This is a genomic window from Cellulomonas sp. KU4C (genome assembly GCF_056868065.1).
In genome coordinates this window covers 2,311,865-2,328,956 of the sequence record NZ_CP200322.1, presented here as the reverse complement: position 1 = coordinate 2,328,956, position 17,092 = coordinate 2,311,865, and the positions used below count along the sequence as shown (strand labels likewise).

The window sequence follows — 17,092 nt, the reverse complement described above, 5'->3', positions numbered from 1 at the left end:
CGGGTCGACACGCGCCGGACGCCGGACCGGGGTATCCCTGGTCCGTGCACCCCGACCTCGTCCCGCTGCCCGCACCCGTCGCCGCCGAGGCCGCGCCGGGGACCCGACGGGGCCGGTGGCCGGTCGTCGCGTGGTCGCTGTGGGACTGGGGGTCGGCGGCGTTCAACGCCGTCATCACGACGTTCGTGTTCACCCGGTGGCTCACCAGCGACGCGTTCGTCGACCCGGCGGTCGTCGCCGCCGGGGGTGACGCGCTCGACGCCGCGCTCGCCGAGCACTCGACCTGGCTGGGCTGGGGCCTGACGGCCGCGGGCGTGCTGATCGCCCTGACGGCGCCGCTCGCCGGCACCCGGGCGGACGGATCGGGGCGTCGGCGGCGCGGGCTCGCCGTGCAGACGGCGGTCACCGTGGCCCTGTGCGCGGCGATGGCCCTGGTGCGCCCCGACCCGGACTCGCTCACCGCGAACCTGCTCCTCGGCATCGCGCTGCTCGCGGCGGCGAACGTGACGTTCGAGCTCGGGTCGGTGCACTACAACGCGCTGCTCCCCCGCGTCGCCACGCCCGCGACGCTCGGCCGGATCAGCGGGCTCGGCTGGGGCGCCGGCTACGTCGGCGGGATCGTGCTGCTGCTGATCCTGTTCGTCGGGTTCATCAACCCGGAGGTCGGCTGGTTCGGGGTCACCGGGGACGACGGGCAGAACATCCGCGTCGCGGTGCTGGTGTCGGCCCTGTGGTTCGGGGTGTTCGCGGTGCCGGTGCTGCTGGCCGTCCCCGACGCGCCGGACGCCGGGACCGCCGCGCGCCGCCGGCCCGGCGTGGTCGAGGCGTACCGCCGGATCGTCGCCGACGTCCGCGACCTGTGGCGCACCTCCCGCTCGACGGTGCTGTTCCTGCTGGCCAGCGCCGTCTACCGGGACGGGCTCGCGGGGGTGTTCACGTTCGGGGCGGTGATCGCGTCCGGCACGTTCGGGTTCAGCGCGAGCGAGGTCGTGGTGTTCGCGATCGCCGCGAACGTCGTCGCCGGGGTCTCGACGGTCCTCGCCGGGCTGCTCGACGACCGCGTCGGGCCCCGGGCGCTGATCGTCGGCTCGCTCGTCGGCCTGGTCGTCGCGGGGGTGGCGACGTTCGCGCTCGCCGGCGCGGGGACGTCGGCGTTCTGGGTCTGCGGGCTGCTGCTGTGCGTGTTCGTCGGCCCGGCGCAGTCGGCCAGCCGGTCGCTGCTGACCCGCGTCGCACCCGACGGCCGCGAGAGCCAGATCTTCGGGCTGTACGCGACGACCGGTCGCGCCGCGAGCTTCCTCGCGCCGATGGCGTTCGCCACCTTCGTGGCCGTCTCCGGGTCGCAGCGCTGGGGCATCCTGGGTCTCGTGCTCGTCATCGGGATCGGCCTCGCGGCGCTGCTGCCGCTGCGGCTGCCCGCGTCGGCGTCGCCCGTGCGACCGGGGCCCCGGGACCCGCGGTGAGCACCGGCCCCGGGCTGACGTGGGAGCCCGACCCCCTCGGACCGGGCTGGGAGCACGTGACCCTCGGCGTGTCCGCGAGCGACCCGGGGCTCGTCACGACCGTCGTCCGCCGCACCCCCGCCCCCGGCACGCGGCCCGGCGGCCCCGCCGTGCTGCACGTGCACGGCTTCAACGACTACTTCTTCCAGACCCACCTGGCCGACGCGCTGGAGCGGGCGGGCCACACGTTCTACGCGGTCGACCTGCGCCGCTGCGGCCGGTCCTGGCGCCCCGGGCAGGTACCTCACTACGTCGACGACCTCGCCGAGTACCGGGTCGACCTCGGCCTGGCCGCGCGGCTGGTCCGGGACGCGCTCGGCCACGACCGGCTCGCCGTGCACGCCCACTCCACCGGCGGGCTGACCGCGGCGCTCTGGGCCGACAGCCCCGGCGGCCGTGCGGCGGTCGACGCGCTGGTGCTGGACAGCCCGTGGTTCGACCTCGACGCCCGGTGGTTCCACCGGGTGGTGTTCACCTGGGTGCTCGACACCGTCGGACCGGTCGACCGGATGCGGGTGCTCGCGGACGGGCCGTCGGCGTACTCGTGGCACCTGCACGTCGCGAACGGCGGCCGGTGGGACTACGACCGCCGGCTCAAGCCCGCCGAGGGGTTCCCGGTGCGCGCGGGCTGGCTGCGGGCGGTCCGCCGCGGGCAGGCGCGGCTCGCCCGGGGGCTGCACGTCCCGGTGCCGGTCCTGGTCGCGACGGCCGCGGAGTCCGGCCCGAACAGCCGGGAGAACCCGCTGCTCGACGCCCAGGACACGGTCCTCGACGTCGGGCAGATCCGGGCCCGGGCGCACCACCTCGGCGACGACGTCACGCTGCTGTCCGTCCCCGGCGGGATCCACGACCTGACCCTGTCCGCCGACGCCCCGCGCGCGCTGTACCTGGACGCGGTGACGACCTGGCTCCAGCGCACGGCCCCGCCGAGGTAGGACCTCCGCGCCGAGACGGGGCGGTGGGAGGTCCTGTCCCGGGCGGGCGGTCCTGTCTCGGCGGCTCGCGGGGCTGGGTTCAGGTGGCCGGGACGCCCGCGGCGGCGATGAGCGTCTCCGCGGCGGCGCGGGCCTGGGCCGCGGCCTCGGGGGTGCCGGCGATGGCGGCGGTCGTCTGGGCGCCCTCGGCGAGGATCGCGAGCTGCGCAGCCAGCGCGGGCGGCCCGCCGACGGCCGCGACGAGCTCGGCGACGTACGCCTGGAACCCGGCCTTGTGCTCCCGGACGAGCTCCGCGACCTCGGGCGAGCAGCCGCCGAGCTCGCCGAACGAGTTGATGAAGATGCAGCCGTGGAAGTCGGCGTCGCCGAACCACCCGGCGAGGTGGTCGTACACCGCGAGCAGCCGGTCGCGCGGGGAGCGGGCGGCGGCGACCGCGGCGGCGAGCCCCGTCTCCCACCTCGCGCTGCGCCGCCGGAGGACCTCGGCCACGACCGCGTCCTTCGACCCGAACAGCTGGTAGAGCCGCTTGAGCGGGACCCCGGCCTCGGTGCGCAGCGCGTCCATGCCGACCGACTGGATGCCGCGCGTGTAGTAGAGCCGGTCAGCGGCGGCGAGCACCTGCTCGCGCTGGGTCTCGTCACGGCTGGTGCCGGCGGTCGTGGTGCTCATCGGAGCGGCCCTCCTCGAGGGGGTGGGCGCAGGGGTTGCGCGGAGAACGTTCGTTCTCTACTGTAGCCCACATCGCGGAGAACGATCGTTCTCCACCGGAGGGAAGAGGCGCACCATGCCGTTCATCACCGTGGGAACCGAGAACACCACCTCGATCGACCTGTACTACGAGGACCACGGCACCGGCCAGCCCGTCGTGCTGATCCACGGCTACCCGCTCGACGGCCGCTCCTGGGAGAAGCAGTCCGCCGCGCTGCTCCGCGCCGGCTACCGGGTCATCACCTACGACCGCCGCGGGTTCGGGCAGTCCAGCCAGCCGACCACCGGGTACGACTACGACACGTTCGCCGCGGACCTGAAGGTCGTCCTCGACACGCTGGACGTCCGCGACGCCGTGCTCGTCGGGTTCTCGATGGGCACCGGCGAGGTCGGCCGCTACCTCGGCACCTACGGCTCCGAGCGCGTGGCGAAGGCCGTGTTCCTCGCCTCGCTCGAGCCGTTCCTGCTGCACACCGACGACAACCCGACGGGCGTCCCGCAGGACGTGTTCGACGGCATCCTCGCCGCCGTGACCGCCGACCGGTACGCGTACTTCACCAGCTTCTACGCCGACTTCTACAACACCGACGAGAACCTGGGGAGCCGCCTCTCGGAGGAGGCTCTGCGGCACTCCTGGGACGTCGCCGCCGGGGCGTCCTGGTTCGCGTCGTCCGCCGTCGTGCCGACCTGGCTGACGGACTTCCGCGGCGACCTGCCGAAGATCGACGTGCCGACGCTCATCGTGCACGGCACCGCCGACCGGATCCTGCCGATCGACGCCACCGGCCGCCCGTTCCACGCCGCCCTGCCGCAGGCCGAGTACGCCGAGATCGAGGGCGCCCCGCACGGGATGCTCTGGACCCACGGAGACGAGGTCAACGCGCTGCTGCTGGACTTCCTCGCCCGCTGACGCCGGTCGTCCCACGGGTGCGGCACGGGGCCGTCCGGTCCCGTGTCGCACCCGTGGGTCATGCTGATGGTGTGCCCCCGACGACCCCCGCCGACCCCGCCGCGGGCCCGTCGCCGGACGTCGCCCCGCTGACCAGCACCTACCGGCCCGACGGCCCGCTCGACGTCCGTCTGACGCTGATGCTCGTGCGCCGCGGCGGGGGCGACCCGGCGCTGCGGGTGCTGCCCGACGGCACGGTCTGGCACGTGCTGCGCACCGCGACCGGCCCCGCGACGCTGCACCTGCGGCCCGCCGCGGCCGGCGGGGTCGCGGCGACCGCGTGGGGCCCGGGCGCCGAGCGGGCGCTCGCCGGCGTACCCCGGCTGCTCGGCTCCCACGACGACCCGCGCACGTTCGACCCGGCCGGGCACGCCGGGCTCGCCGCCGCCCACCACCGGCTGCGCGGGCTGCGGCTGCCCGCCACCGGCGACGTCCTGGGCGCGCTGGTCCCGGCGGTCCTGGAGCAGCGGGTCGTCACGCTGGACGCGCACGCCGCGTGGCGGTGGCTGCTCCTGCGGCACGGCACCACGCCGCCCGGGCCGGCGCCCTCCGGGATGCGTGTGCCGCCCGACGCGGCCGGCTGGCGCCGGGTGCCGGTCTGGGACTGGCGACGGGCCGGCGTCGACGACCAGCGGTCCTCCGCCGTGCTGCGCGCCGCCGCGGTCGCCGCGCGGCTCCAGGAGGGCGTGCGCCACGAGCCCGCCGAGCTGCGCCGCCGCCTCGCGACCGTCCCCGGCATCGGGGTCTGGACCATCGCGGAGACGACCCGGCGGGTGCTGGGCGACGCGGACGCGGTGTCCGTCGGGGACCTGCACCTGCCGCGGCTGGTCGGCACCGCGATCGCCGGGCGCCGCGTCGAGCAGGAGGAGGTGCTGGACGTCCTCGCGCCGTGGGCGCCGCACCGAGGGCGGGTCGTGCGGCTGCTGGAGCTCACCGACCGGACCACGTCGCCGCGGACCCGGCCCCGGCCACCCCGCGCCGCCCGCCTGGCGTGACGGCCTCCCGGGTCACCCCCGACGCACCCCGCCCGTCGTCCCCGCACGACACCCGCGCCCGCATCCCGGCCGGAATACCACGCCCGGACCCGCCGCTGCACAATGGTCAGGTCCCCACCCGCGAGCCGAGGAGTGCCGTGAACCAGCCCCGCATGAACGTCGAGTCGTTCAACCTCGACCACCGGACGGTCGTCGCCCCGTACATCCGGCTGGCCGACACGAAGGTCCTCCCGGCGGGCGACGTGATCAGCAAGTTCGACGTCCGGTTCACCCAGCCGAACAAGGCGCACCTGGAGATGCCGGTCGTGCACTCCCTGGAGCACCTGTTCGCCGAGCACTCCCGCAACCACAGCGACCGGGTGATCGACTTCTCCCCGATGGGCTGCCAGACGGGCTTCTACCTGATCCTCCAGGGCGAGTGGGCGCAGGACGACGTCGAGGCGCTCGTCGCCGACACGCTCGCGGACCTCACCACCGCCGACGAGGTCCCCGCGGCCAACGAGGTGCAGTGCGGTTGGGGCGCGAACCACACCCTCGAGGGCGCGCAGGCCGCGGCGCGGGAGTTCCTCGCGCACCGCGCCGAGTGGAGCACGGTGACCGCGTGAGCGCCCTCGCGGCGGTGGACGTCGTCGTCTCGGTCGCCATGCCGGACGAGGCCGCCCCGTTCCTCGCCCAGGCCGACTCCGTCGGCGCCACCACCACGGTCGGCGGCGCGGAGCACCACGTGCTCACCGTCGGCGGCCGCGAGGTGCTGCTGGTCCGCAGCGGCATCGGGCTGGCGAACGCGTCCTCGGCCGCGTCCGCGGCGCTGGTGCTGGTCGCGGCGGCCCGCGGCGGTCGTGCCCCGGCCGCGCTGATCAGCGCGGGCAGCGCCGGCGGGGTGCAGGCGGGCGTGCACGTCGGCGACGTCGTCGTAGGCACCGAGCACGTCTACACCGGCGCCGACGCGCGCGCGTTCGGCTACGCCCTCGGCCAGGTGCCCGGGATGCCCGCGACCTACGGCGGCGACTCCGCCCTGCGGGGTGCCGCCCTCGGCGCGGACGCCGGCGACCTCACCGTGCGGACCGGCCTGATGCTGTCGAGCGACGCGTTCGTCGACGCCGGGCTGGTCGGGCCGGTGCGCGAGCAGTTCCCCGGCGGCCTGTCGACGGACATGGAGACCACCGCGCTCGCGCAGGTCGCGCACGTCTACGGCGTGCCGTTCCTCGCGGTGCGCGGCATCTCGGACCTCTGCGGCCCCGCCGGTGCGGACGACTTCCTCACGCACGTCGACGACGCGGCCGACCGGTCCGCCGCCGTCGTGCTCGCGATGCTCCCCCGGGTGGCTGCGCCGGCCTGACCCGCGGCCCCGCGGCATCCGCGACCACCCGCCCCACCCGCGGCACCCGCCGCACCCGCGGCCGGGTGTGGACGATCCCGGTCGACACGCACCGGCGTTGCGCGCGGAGTGGATCCACCCCGTTCCGGCAGGCCCGAGGTGTGGACGATCCCGGTCGACACGCTTCGGCGTGGCGCGCAGGGTGGATCCACTCGTCACGTCGCGCAGGGTGGATCCACCCGGGCCCGGCAGGCCCGAGGGTGGACGATCCCGGTCGACACGCGTCGGCGTGGCGCCCCGGGTGGATCCACTCGGGGCGGGTGCGGGCGGGGTCAGGCGCGGCGGTCGGCGGCGGTGCCGCGGCGGTCGGCGGTCGTGCGGCGGTCTCCGCCGCTGCGGCGGTCGCCGCCCGTGCGGCGGTCGGCGGTGGTGCGGCGGTCGCCGCCACGGCGGTCTGCGCGGTCGCCGCCGAGCTTCGCCTGGTACATCGCCTGGTCGGCGTCGTGCAGCAGCAGCTCGGTGGTGTGGTGCCGGTCGGCGAGCGCGGCGCCGAAGCTGGCGCCGACCCGGGCGTACTCCCCCGCGACGTCGACGGAGACCTGGCCCATCGCGGACGCGGCGGCCACGGCGGCCTCGACCCGGGCGCGCGTGCCGGTGACCAGCAGCGCGAACTCGTCGCCGCCGAGCCGGGCGACCGCGCTGCCCGCGGGCACGAGCTCGCGCAGCCGGTCGGCGACGGCGACCAGGACGCGGTCGCCCGCGGCGTGGCCGAAGTTGTCGTTCACGGCCTTGAAGTCGTCGAGGTCGACGTACATGACCGCGACCGCGCGTCGGGCGCCGAGGTTCCCGCCGGCCAGCGCCTCGTCCACCAGGCGGTGGAAGTGGGCGCGGTTGACGAGGCCGGTGAGCGCGTCGTGGTCGACCATGTGCGCGAGCCGCTCCTCGAGCGTCTTCTCCTGCGTGACGTCGACCAGCACGCCGTGCAGCCGCGGGCGGCCGTCGTCGTCGTCGCGGCGCAGCACCGCGTCGTCGCGCACCCACACGTCGTGGCCCTCACGGTGCCGCAGCCGGTAGGTGATCGACGGCAGCATCTCGTCCTCGCCGAGGCCCTGCCGGATCGCCTCCTCGTGGGTCCGCATCGCGCGGTCGGCGGGGTGGATGCTGCGCGACCAGAGCGTCGCGTCGGCGAGCCACTCCTCCGGGGAGTAGCCGAGCATCCACTCGAGCCGGGGGCTGACGTAGGAGAACCGGCCGCCGGGGCCGGGTTCGGCGATGTAGACGACCGCAGGCACGTGCTCGACGAGCAGCCGGTAGTGCAGCTCGGCGGCGCGCAGCTCCTCGGCGAGCCGCTTGCGGTCGGTGATGTCCTGCGTCATGCCGATCGCGTAGTCGGGCCGACCGTCGGCGTCCCGGACCAGCGACACGGTGAGGTCGACCCACAGCGCGGTGCCGTCCTTGCGGACGAACCGCTTCTCGAGGCCGAAGCCGTCGTTCTCGCCCGCGACCATCGCGTCGAACAGCCGCTCGTTCTCGGCGATGTCCTCCAGCGCGGTGTAAGCGGAGAACGGCATCGACGCGAACTCCTCGGTGGAGTACCCGAGCAGCCGGCGCAGGGTGTCGTTCGTCAGCGGCGTGCGGCCGTCGAGGGACACCAGGCCGATGCCGATGGGCGCCGCCTCGATGAGGCTCTCGACCTGGCGGATCCGCTCGGCCTGCCGGGCGACGACCGCCGCCGGGTCCTCGGCCACCGCGTCGCGCTTGCGCCGCCGGGGCAGCCGGGAGCCGCCAGGTGTCGGGGCGGGAGCGGACGCGGACCGCTTGGCCGCCGCCACGCCGTCGAGCGGGAAGCCGCCCTCGCGGGTCAGCGCCGCCAGCGCACCGCGCAGCAGCCGCGCACCCTCGGCGGAATCCGGCCACGTCTCCTGCGGCCCTGCGGCGTCCACGTCCTGACCCATCCTCGCTCCGACGACGTGCCCGGTCAGCCGGGCACCTGTCCTGGTCATCGGCGCGCCGGGGGCCGTTCTGAGTCCCCGACCGGGTGGTCTGGCCCGCGAGCGGGTGAGGTCTCAGACCTCCGAGGACCCGAGGTCCGGACCCGCGACCATCTCGACCCGCGCGGACGCGGCACCGTGCAGCTCGAGCACGACGATCTCGTTGCCCTCGGCCCGCAGCACGGGTCCGGGCACGTACATCGTCGCGGTGGGCCCGGCGCTCCAGTGCCGGCCGAGCGGGAACCCGTTGACCCACACCAGGCCCTTGCCCCAGCCGTCGAGGCGCAGGAAGTGGTCGGCGCCGGCGACGGTGTCGAACGTGCCCCGCAGGAACGCGGGACCGGCGACGGGCGACGCGGGGTCCGCGGCGGGCGCGTCGGCGAGCAGGGCCGCCAGCGCGGGCTCGACCTCGTCCAGCCGCAGGGCGACGGTCTCCCACGCGGTGAGCTCGCGGGTGGCGGTGCGTGCGGGCCCGATCAGGCCCTTGGGCTCGCCGATCCGCGGGCCGTAGTTGACCCGGCCCTGGTCCTCGACCAGCAGCGTGAGCTCGCCGGCGCGCCCGGGCAGCGCCAGGGTGCGGCTGTGCTCGGTGCGGCTGAGCACGCCGACGGGCTCGCCGTCGAGGGCGACGACCGCGCGGTCCCGGACCTCGTCCAGGGTCAGCACCAGGTCGTCGGCGGTGACCTGCGTCCGGTAGAGCGTGAACCCGGACCAGTGGCCGAGCTCGTCGGTGGTCGGCAGGTGGTCCCAGGAGCGGGCCTCGCCGAGCGCGCCCACGGCCGCGGCGAACGGCAGCCGCCGGTCCAGGTCGACGGTCAGCTCCGGCGCGGGGCCGGCCTCGGCGGGCAGCTCGTCGGGGACGGGCGCGTAGCGGGAGATGACCTCGCGCATGGCGTGCCACTTCGGGGTGACGGCGCCGTGCTCGGCGAGCGGCGCGTCGTAGTCGTAGGAGGTCGTGATCGGCAGGTAGGTGCCCTTGTCGTTGGCGCCGTTGGTCATGCCGAAGTTCGTGCCGCCGTGGAACATGTAGAGGTTCACGGAGCCGCCGGCGGCGAGCAGGTCGTCGAGGTCCTGGGCGTTGGCCTCGGACGGGGCGACGTGGTGGTGCAGGCCCCAGGAGTCGAACCAGCCGTTCCAGAACTCCATGCACATCAGCGGGCCGGTGGGCTGGTGGCGGCGCAGCAGCGCGAGGCGCTCGGTGGACCGCGAGCCGAACGTGGCCGTCCGGTGCAGCTCGGGGATGCTGCCGCGGGTCTGCATCTCGTCGTCGGCCTGGTCGCAGCTCAGCAGCGGGACGTCGATCCCCCGCGCGCGGGTCATCGCGATCAGCGCGCGCAGGTACTCCTGGTCGTCGCCGTAGGCGCCGTACTCGTTCTCGATCTGCACCGCCACGACCGGCCCGCCGCGGCTGATCTGCCGCTCGGCGACCAGGGGCAGGGCTGGTCGTAGTACTGCTCGATCGCCGCGAGGTAGCGGGGCTCGTGCCGGCGGACGCCGACCTCGGGGTCCGCGAGCAGCCAGCCCGGCAGGCCGCCGCCGTCCCACTCGGCGCAGATGTAGGGGCCGGGGCGCACGATCGCGTGCATGCCCTCGGCGGCGACCAGGTCGAGGAACCGGCCCAGGTCGCGCCGGCCGTCGAGGTCGAACCGCCCGCGCTCGGGGGCGTGGAAGTTCCACGCGACGTAGGTCTCGATGGTGTTGAGGCCCATCAGCCGCGCCTTGTGGATCCGGTCCGCCCACTGGTCGGGGTGCACCCGGAAGTAGTGCAGGGCGCCGGAGATCACCTGGTGCGGGCGGCCGTCGAGCAGGAAGTCGCGGTCACCGATCTCGAAGGTGGGCATGGCTGTGCTGGGCTCCCGGGTGTGGTGGGTGGAACGGGTCGGCCGGCGGCGGGACGTGCGCCCCGCCGCCGGCCGGGGGCGTCACTTGGTGGTGAAGCCCTGCTCGTTGCCGTAGGCGATGGACTGGGTCTGCCAGTCCGCGAGGCCCTCGGTGAGCGTCGTGCTGCCGACGTAGGCCTGGCCGACCGTGTCGTTGAAGATGCTGTTCGCGTAGACCTGGAACGGCAGGTACTGCCAGCCCTCGACGACGTCCGCGGCCGACTGCGCCAGGACCTCGTTGATCTTCTGGCCACCGAAGTACTCCGACTCCTTGTTCAGGAACTCGTCGGACTCGAGGTCGGCCGTCGTGGCGGGGAAGCCGCCGGCGTCGATGCGGATCTTCGTGCCGTCACCGTTCGACAGGTACGTCAGGAAGTCGTAGGCGAGCTCCTTGTTCGGGGCCGCCTCCATGATCGACATGGCCGAGCCGCCGTTCTCGGAGGACGCGGTCTGGCCGGCCTCCCACTGCGGCATCGGGGCGACGCGCCACTGGCCCGCGGCCTGGGTGACGCTGGCCTCGAGGTTGCCGGGCATCCAGGCGCCGATGGTCAGCGTGGCGATGGTGCCGTTGCCGAGGCCCTGGTACCACTCGTCGCTCCAGGACGAGGTCGGGGCGACCAGGTCCTCGTCGAGCAGCTGCTGCCAGAGCTCGGCGAACTTGGTGGAGCCCTCGTCGGTGAAGTCGACGGTGACGTCCGTGCCGTCGACCTGGTACGGCTGGCCGCCAGCCTGCCAGATCATGCTGGTCGCGAAGCCCGCGTCACCGGTGTCGTTGGTGATGTAGACGTTCGGGTCGGCGGCGTGCAGGGCGCGCGCGGCCTCGAGGTACTCGTCCCAGGTCGTGGGGACCTGGACGCCGTACTTCTCGAACACGGTGGTGTTGAAGAACAGCGCCATCGGGCCGGAGTCCATCGGCAGGCCGTAGATGCCCTCGCCCTGCTGGACCGCGTTCCACGGGCCGGTGCTGTAGGTGCCGTCCAGGTCGGACGCGCCCAGGCCGGAGATGTCGGCCAGCGACTCGCCGATCGCGAACTGCGGGATGGCGTAGTACTCGATCTGCGCGAGGTCCGGGATGCCGGAGCCGGCGGCGACGGCGTTCTGCAGCGCCGTGTACTCGTCGGTGTTGGTGCCGGCGTTCACGACGTCGATCTCGACGTCGGGGTGCTCGGCCATGTAGGCCTCGGCGATCGGCTCGACCGTGTTGTCCCAGGACCAGACGGTCAGCTTGCCGCCGTCCTCGGCGGAGCCGTCGGAACCGGAGTCGGAGCCGCCCGAGGAGCAGGCGGTCAGGGCGAGCGCGAGCGCGCCGGCCGCGGCGACGCCGCTCCAGAGCCTGCGGCGGGGGGTGGTGGTCATGCGAGGTCCTCTCACTTCGTTGTCAGAACGGGACGTAAAGGGGTGGGTCACTCCTTGACGGAGCCGGCGGACAGGCCGGACTGCCAGAACCGCTGGAGCAGCAGGAACGCCACGATCAGCGGGATGATCGTCAGCAGCGCGCCGGTCAGGACGAGGTTGAAGATCGCCTCGCCGCCCGCGGTCGCGGCCTGCGCGTTCCACGCGTTCAGGCCGAGCGTCAGGGGGTACCAGTCGGGGTTCTTCAGCATGATCAGCGGCAGGAAGTAGTTGTTCCAGGTCGCGACCATCGTGAAGAGCAGCACCGTGACGATGCCGGGGGCCAGCAGCGGCAGGCAGATCTGCGCGAACGTGCGCGCCTCGCTGGCGCCGTCCATCCGGGCGGCCTCCATCAGCTCGGTCGGGATCGCCTCGGCCGCGAAGGTCCACATCAGGTAGAGCCCGAACGGGGAGATCAGCGACGGGATGATGACGGCCCACGGGGTGTTGGTCAGGCCCATCTGGCTGAACATGAGGAACGTCGGGACGGCGAGCGCGGTGCCCGGCACGGCCACGGCGCCGATGACGATCGCGAAGACCGCCTTCTTGCCGGGGAACGAGAACTTCGCCAGGCCGTAGCCGCCGAGCACGGCCAGCAGCGTCGCGCCGCCGGCACCCACGACCACGTAGAGCAGCGTGTTGCCGAGCCAGCGGACGAAGATCCCGTCGTCGTAGGCGAGGGTGTCCGCGATGTTGGAGAACAGCGCGAAGTCGCCGCTGAACCACAGGCCGAACGAGTCGAACAGGTCCGACTGCGTCTTGCTGGCGTTGATGAGCAGCCACGCGAGCGGGATCAGGCTGTAGAGGCCGATCACCGCGGTGAGCACGGTCAGCAGGACGCTGCGGCGGGGCCGGTCCGCGCTGTAGGCCTTGCGGCTCTTCAGGCGGGGGCCGGCGGGGCGACGCGCGGGCGCCGTCGGGTCGACGGTGGTGGTGGTCATCGCGTCACGCCTCCTTGCGCATGCCGCGCAGCTGGACCACGTAGGCGATGACCATGGTGATCAGACCCATGATGATCGCGATGGTCGCGGAGTAGTTGTACTGCTGGCCCGAGAAGGACAGGGAGTACGCGTACAGGTTCGGGGTGAAGTAGGTGGTGATCGCGTTCGGCGCGAGGCTCTGCAGGATGCTCGGCTCGTTGAAGAGCTGGAAGCTGCCGATGATCGAGAAGATCGTCGCGATGACGAGGCCGCCGCGGATCGCGGGGATCTTGATCGCCCGGATCACCTGCCACTGGCTCGCGCCGTCCAGCTCCGCGGCCTCGTACAGCGAGGTCGGGATGGTGCGCAGCGAGGAGTAGAAGATCAGCATGTTGTAGCCGACGAAGCTTCCAGGTCACGATGTTGCCGATCGAGACCAGCACCAGGTCGGGCGACAGCGGGTTCGGCAGCGAGACGCCGAGCAGGTCGTTGATGTTGCCGACCAGGCCGAACCGGGTGCCGTACATGAAGCCCCACATGAGGGCCGCGACGACCGCGGGCACCGCGTAGGGCAGGAAGATCGAGATCCGGAAGAAGCTCTTGCCGTAGAGGCGGCCGCTGTCGACCGCGAGCGCCACGAGCAGCGCCAGGCCGAGCATGATCGGCACCTGCACGACGAGGAACGCCCCGACGCGGCCGACCGACTCCCAGAACTGCGGGTCGGTGAACGCGCGCTGGTAGTTGTCGAACCCGACGAACGAGTTGCCGCCGACCAGCTGCTTGCGGAACAGGCTCAGGTAGATCGAGTACGCGATCGGGGCGAGGAACACCAGGGCGAAGACGGCCATGAACGGGCCGACGAACCCCCAGCCAGTCCACCGTCCGCGGCGGGTGCGCTTGCCGGCGACGGCCCGGGGGGCCGGCACCACGGGCACGGGGACGTTCTGCGTCGTCACAGCGAGCCACTCCTTCGGGGTCGGGCGTCGGTCGATGTTGACGTCAACATCCTGCGGCGCGGGCTCACGTTGCCACGCGGTCGGGAACGCTGTCAACCGAGCGTCAGGTCGCGGATGGCGACGTCACCATCCGCACCATCACGCGGCAGCGCTTTCCCGGTGCCGGGCCACGGACGAGTGAGAGCCCCGGGATCACCCGGCGGGACCGGGCGCCCGGGACCCGCCCGATGGTGACGTCACCATGCCCTACCATCAGCGGCATGTCCTTCGACCTCGTCCCGGCGCCGGGGCGCGGCCGGTCCGGCCCGTCGATCGCCGACGTCGCCCAGCTGGCCGGCGTGTCCGCGCAGACGGTCTCGCGCGTCTCGACCGGCGCGGACAACGTCCGCCCCGAGACCCGCGAGCGCGTGCTCGCGGCGATGGACGAGCTCGGCTACTCCCCCAACCACGCCGCCCGCGCGCTGCGCAACGGCAGCTTCGGCACCATCGGGCTGATCGCGCACCGCCTGGCCCGCACCGGCGAGTCCCGCACGGTCGAGGCCGTCGTCGAGGCCGCCCGCGCCGAGGGCTACACCGTCAGCCTGCTCGACGTGCAGACCCCGTCCTCGGACGACATGGCCGAGGCCGCGCAGCGCCTGTCGCACCAGTCGATCGACGGCCTGGTCATCATCCGCGCCGAGACCGCGACCCCCGCCGGGCTGGTCCTGCCGCCCCGGATGCCGGTGGTCGTCTCGGACTCCCGGTTCGTCGGCCACCACCCCGCCGTCGGCGCCGACCAGGTCACCGGGACGCACGTCGCCGTGCAGCACCTGCTCGACCTGGGCCACCGCACCGTGCACCACCTCGGCGGCCCCGTCGACTCCGCACCCGCCGAGATCCGCCTCGACACCTGGCGCGAGCACCTCGTGGGCGCCGGCCGTCCCGTTCCCGAGCCGCTGCGCGGCGACTGGTCCGCACGGTCCGGCTACGAGCAGGGCGCGCGCCTGGCCCGCGACCCGGACGTCACCGCCGTGCTGTGCGCCAACGACGAGATGGCCGCCGGCCTGGTCCGCGCCCTCTACGAGCACGGTCGGCGCGTCCCGGAGGACATCTCGGTCGTCGGCTTCGACGGCATCCCGCTCACCGAGTTCCTCTGGCCGCCGCTGACCACCGTGCAGCAGGACTTCCACCTGATCGGCCAGCAGCTCGTCGACCTGCTGCTCCGGCAGATCCGCGGCCGGGAGACCCTCACCGACACCCGGATCGTCGTCCCCACCCGGCTCGTGGTCCGGGACAGCACCGCGGCACCCGCCAGGTCCTAGGCCGCCGCCCCTAGCCTGGTCGACCGTGACCTCCTCCACGACGCAGGACCCGACCCGGCCCACCCCCGACCCGGACCGCAGCGAGTACGACAAGATGGTCGCCGGCGACTGGTACCGGTACCGGCTCAGCCCGGAGCTCGCGGACATCACGGCGCACAACCACGAGGCGTCCCGGCGCCTGGCCGAGGTCTACCGCACCGACCCGGCCGCCGGCCTCGCGCTGCTGCACGAGCTGCTCGGCGCCGTCGGCGAGGGCGTCGACTTCCGGCCGCCGTTCTACGTCGAGTACGGCCAGCACATGACGATCGGCCGCGGCACGTTCGTCAACACCGACTTCCTCGCCCTCGGCGGCGGCCGGATCACCATCGGCGAGGACGTGCTGATCGGCCCCGGGGTGCGGTTCTACACCCCGAACCACCCGCTCGACCCCGCGGACCGCCGCGCCGGCTACGAGCGCGTCGCGCCGATCACCGTCGGCGACAACGTGTGGATCGGCGGCAGCGCGGTCGTGCTCCCCGGCGTCACCATCGGCGCGGACAGCATCGTCGGCGCCGGGTCGGTCGTCACCCGCGACGTCCCCGCCGGCGTGGTCGTCGCCGGCAACCCCGCCCGGGTGATCCGCACGCTCTGACCCGCGCTCCCCCGCTCAGGCCGGGCCGGCGACGTCGCCCGCCGCGCGTCGGACGACCAGCACCGGGCAGTGCGCGCGCTGGACGACGGCCCGGCTGGTGGACCCGAGCACCAGGCTCGCGAAGCCGCCGCGCCCCCGCGTGCCGACCACCACCAGCGCCGCCCGCCGGGACAGCCGCTCCAGCACCTGCACCGGGCGACCCTCGTGGACCTCGCACGTCACCGCGAGGTCCGGGCGGGACGCCGCCCAGCTGCGTACCCGGTCCAGCAGCAGCTCGGCGTCCGCCGCGGTGGCCGGCGCCCCCCGGCCGGCCGCCCCCACCGCGCTCCAGGCCGTCACCGCGAGCACCGGCAGCGGGGCCCGCCCGCCCTGCTGCACCTGCTCGGAGGCGGCCTCGAGCGCCCCGAACGCGCCCGGCGACCCGTCGAACCCGACGACCACCGCGTCCCCGGCGCGCGCTGCGGGCCACGACCCGCGCGGGACCACCGCGACCGCGGACCCGGCCCGGTGCAGCACCCCGGTCGTGACGGAGCCGGTCAGCGCCGTGAGCGTGCCACCCGCCCCGTGCCGGCCGACGACCACCAGCCGCGCGTCCGCGGCCCGGTCCGCGAGCGCCGCCACGGGCGAGCCGTGGGCGACGACGGCCGACGCCACGACGCCCGGCGCCGCCTCCCGCGCCAGGGCGGCTCCCTCCTCGGCGGTCTCCTGCACCTGGTGCTGCACCTCGCGGCCGAGCCAGGAGTCCCCGGCCCCGCCGCCCTCCTGGCCAGCGAACCCCCAGACGTGCACCACGTCCAGCGTCCACCCCCGGCCGGCGGCCTGCGTCGCCGCCCACCGGACCGCGTCCGCCGACTCCGGCGACGTGTCGTACCCGACGACCACCCTGTCGTCCATCTCGCACCTCCCGTGCCTGGTCCCCACCCTGCCCCCGACGGGCCACCGGCACCACAGCCGCAGGTCCCGGTCAGCGACCGGTGGTGGAGAAGTGCTGGTAGTCGACCGGCGAGTCCCAGTCGCCGCCCCAGAGCCACCCGTGCGCGGCGAACGCGCGCACCACCGCGTCACCCGCGTGCACCACGCCCGGGGCGTCCGGCCGGGACGCGTACGGCCGGCCCTCGGGCGGCAGCACCAGGTCGCCGCGGACGTACGGGTTCTCGACCGGGTTGAGGTCGATCGCGCGGCCGTACGCGTGCTCCGACCAGCCGGTGCCCCGGCTGATCGGCCGGCAGTTGAACGCCGAGGTGTTGTCCGCCGCCATCGACGCGTCGTCGCTGCCGCCGAAGTCGTCGACCAGGCGCATCGACCGGATCGGGTAGCCGAGGGCGAACAGCTCCCCGAACACCGCCACCACGCTCTCGGCGACGTCCGCGTGCACGACCAGCTCGCCGGTCGCCAGACCTCCGTCGGGGAGCACGTGCGTCACCGTGACGTACCGGAGGTCCGCCAGCGGCACCGGGCAGCCCGCGCGCCACGACGGGGCCATCCGGGCCTCGAGCTTCCGGCGTGATCGGCCCGACCGTCCCCGCGTACCCGCCCGCGAGCGCGTCGGCCGCGACCGCGCCGTGGTCCGGCCAGGCGGCGTCGGGGGCGACCACGGGGCCGGCGTCGGGCGC

General features: G+C 74.3%; 16 protein-coding genes and 1 pseudogene. 8 read left to right on the top strand and 9 right to left on the bottom strand.

Annotation, left to right across the window (positions count from 1 at the left end; genetic code table 11):
• Nucleotides 1–44: 44 nt before the first annotated feature.
• Nucleotides 45–1,463 carry an MFS transporter gene (locus AC1VL8_RS11140; protein ID WP_483075215.1) on the top strand — a complete coding sequence of 473 codons (1,419 nt, stop codon included), beginning with the start codon at nt 45–47 and terminating at the stop codon, nt 1,461–1,463.
• On the top strand, nt 1,460–2,437 hold the full coding sequence (locus tag AC1VL8_RS11135; protein WP_483075214.1) for an alpha/beta hydrolase: 978 nt from the start codon (nt 1,460–1,462) through the stop codon (nt 2,435–2,437). Before AC1VL8_RS11140 ends, AC1VL8_RS11135 begins: the two co-directional genes overlap by 4 nt.
• Nucleotides 2,438–2,516: 79 nt before the next feature.
• Here the strand turns inward: AC1VL8_RS11135 and AC1VL8_RS11130 are convergent, their stop codons facing one another.
• Complete coding sequence (locus AC1VL8_RS11130) at nt 2,517–3,107, bottom strand: TetR/AcrR family transcriptional regulator (RefSeq protein ID WP_483075213.1); 591 nt, start codon at nt 3,105–3,107, stop codon at nt 2,517–2,519.
• A 115-nt stretch (nt 3,108–3,222) separates the two neighbouring features.
• Here AC1VL8_RS11130 and AC1VL8_RS11125 point away from each other — a divergent pair, with 115 nt between their 5' ends.
• From AC1VL8_RS11125 to mtnN, 4 genes are all read left to right on the top strand, one after another.
• Complete coding sequence (locus tag AC1VL8_RS11125) at nt 3,223–4,056, top strand: alpha/beta fold hydrolase (protein WP_389227090.1); 834 nt, start codon at nt 3,223–3,225, stop codon at nt 4,054–4,056.
• 71 nt (nt 4,057–4,127) lie between these two features.
• Nucleotides 4,128–5,090, top strand: coding sequence for a DNA-3-methyladenine glycosylase family protein (locus AC1VL8_RS11120; protein WP_483075212.1), 963 nt, complete (start codon nt 4,128–4,130; stop codon nt 5,088–5,090).
• 152 nt (nt 5,091–5,242) lie between these two features.
• Entirely contained in the window at nt 5,243–5,695 is a 453-nt protein-coding gene (locus AC1VL8_RS11115) for an S-ribosylhomocysteine lyase (protein WP_483076235.1), read from the top strand.
• On the top strand, nt 5,692–6,429 hold the full coding sequence (gene mtnN, locus AC1VL8_RS11110) for a 5'-methylthioadenosine/S-adenosylhomocysteine nucleosidase (protein ID WP_389227084.1): 738 nt from the start codon (nt 5,692–5,694) through the stop codon (nt 6,427–6,429). The genes AC1VL8_RS11115 and mtnN overlap by 4 nt, the downstream gene beginning before the upstream one ends.
• A 311-nt stretch (nt 6,430–6,740) precedes the next feature.
• Here the strand turns inward: mtnN and AC1VL8_RS11105 are convergent, their stop codons facing one another.
• The 6 genes and pseudogenes from AC1VL8_RS11105 to AC1VL8_RS11080 form a co-directional block, all read right to left on the bottom strand.
• Nucleotides 6,741–8,363, bottom strand: a complete 1,623-nt coding sequence (locus tag AC1VL8_RS11105; RefSeq protein WP_483075211.1) for a PAS domain S-box protein — start codon at nt 8,361–8,363, stop codon at nt 6,741–6,743.
• A gap of 111 nt (nt 8,364–8,474) precedes the next feature.
• Nucleotides 8,475–9,785, bottom strand: coding sequence for a beta-galactosidase (locus AC1VL8_RS11100; protein ID WP_483075210.1), 1,311 nt, complete (start codon nt 9,783–9,785; stop codon nt 8,475–8,477).
• Entirely contained in the window at nt 9,725–10,240 is a 516-nt protein-coding gene (locus AC1VL8_RS11095) for a beta-galactosidase (RefSeq protein ID WP_483075209.1), read from the bottom strand. Before AC1VL8_RS11095 ends, AC1VL8_RS11100 begins: the two co-directional genes overlap by 61 nt.
• 81 nt (nt 10,241–10,321) lie before the next feature.
• Nucleotides 10,322–11,635 (bottom strand): ABC transporter substrate-binding protein, encoded by a 1,314-nt coding sequence (locus tag AC1VL8_RS11090; protein ID WP_483075208.1) that lies wholly within the window; start codon nt 11,633–11,635, stop codon nt 10,322–10,324.
• Nucleotides 11,636–11,682: 47 nt separating this feature from the next.
• The gene (locus AC1VL8_RS11085) at nt 11,683–12,612 is read right to left on the bottom strand and encodes a carbohydrate ABC transporter permease (protein ID WP_483075207.1); all 930 of its coding nucleotides are present in this window, start codon (nt 12,610–12,612) and stop codon (nt 11,683–11,685) included.
• Between the two features lie 4 nt (nt 12,613–12,616).
• Nucleotides 12,617–13,547, bottom strand: a pseudogene (locus AC1VL8_RS11080) (carbohydrate ABC transporter permease).
• A 260-nt stretch (nt 13,548–13,807) separates the two neighbouring features.
• On the opposite strand from AC1VL8_RS11080, the gene AC1VL8_RS11075 reads away from it, so the two are divergent.
• Together AC1VL8_RS11075 and AC1VL8_RS11070 are read left to right on the top strand one after the other, a co-directional pair.
• On the top strand, nt 13,808–14,848 hold the full coding sequence (locus tag AC1VL8_RS11075) for a LacI family DNA-binding transcriptional regulator (protein WP_389227066.1): 1,041 nt from the start codon (nt 13,808–13,810) through the stop codon (nt 14,846–14,848).
• Between the two features lie 25 nt (nt 14,849–14,873).
• The gene (locus tag AC1VL8_RS11070; protein WP_483075206.1) at nt 14,874–15,479 is read left to right on the top strand and encodes a sugar O-acetyltransferase; all 606 of its coding nucleotides are present in this window, start codon (nt 14,874–14,876) and stop codon (nt 15,477–15,479) included.
• A gap of 15 nt (nt 15,480–15,494) precedes the next feature.
• Here the strand turns inward: AC1VL8_RS11070 and AC1VL8_RS11065 are convergent, their stop codons facing one another.
• Together AC1VL8_RS11065 and AC1VL8_RS11060 are read right to left on the bottom strand one after the other, a co-directional pair.
• Nucleotides 15,495–16,373 (bottom strand): universal stress protein, encoded by an 879-nt coding sequence (locus AC1VL8_RS11065; protein ID WP_483075205.1) that lies wholly within the window; start codon nt 16,371–16,373, stop codon nt 15,495–15,497.
• A 70-nt stretch (nt 16,374–16,443) separates the two neighbouring features.
• Nucleotides 16,444–16,962, bottom strand: coding sequence for a M15 family metallopeptidase (locus AC1VL8_RS11060; RefSeq protein ID WP_483075204.1), 519 nt, complete (start codon nt 16,960–16,962; stop codon nt 16,444–16,446).
• Nucleotides 16,963–17,092: the final 130 nt, after the last annotated feature.

Coding starts and splice junctions, on each gene's coding strand:
- AC1VL8_RS11115 (WP_483076235.1), top strand. CDS start 5,243: ATGAACGTCGAGTCGTTCAACCTCGACCACCGGACGGTCGTCGCCCCG.
- AC1VL8_RS11105 (WP_483075211.1), bottom strand. CDS start 8,363: ATGGGTCAGGACGTGGACGCCGCAGGGCCGCAGGAGACGTGGCCGGAT.
- AC1VL8_RS11095 (WP_483075209.1), bottom strand. CDS start 10,240: ATGCCCACCTTCGAGATCGGTGACCGCGACTTCCTGCTCGACGGCCGC.
- AC1VL8_RS11065 (WP_483075205.1), bottom strand. CDS start 16,373: ATGGACGACAGGGTGGTCGTCGGGTACGACACGTCGCCGGAGTCGGCG.
- AC1VL8_RS11090 (WP_483075208.1), bottom strand. CDS start 11,635: ATGACCACCACCCCCCGCCGCAGGCTCTGGAGCGGCGTCGCCGCGGCC.
- AC1VL8_RS11130 (WP_483075213.1), bottom strand. CDS start 3,107: ATGAGCACCACGACCGCCGGCACCAGCCGTGACGAGACCCAGCGCGAG.
- AC1VL8_RS11125 (WP_389227090.1), top strand. CDS start 3,223: ATGCCGTTCATCACCGTGGGAACCGAGAACACCACCTCGATCGACCTG.
- AC1VL8_RS11075 (WP_389227066.1), top strand. CDS start 13,808: ATGTCCTTCGACCTCGTCCCGGCGCCGGGGCGCGGCCGGTCCGGCCCG.
- AC1VL8_RS11060 (WP_483075204.1), bottom strand. CDS start 16,962: ATGGCCCCGTCGTGGCGCGCGGGCTGCCCGGTGCCGCTGGCGGACCTC.
- AC1VL8_RS11085 (WP_483075207.1), bottom strand. CDS start 12,612: ATGACCACCACCACCGTCGACCCGACGGCGCCCGCGCGTCGCCCCGCC.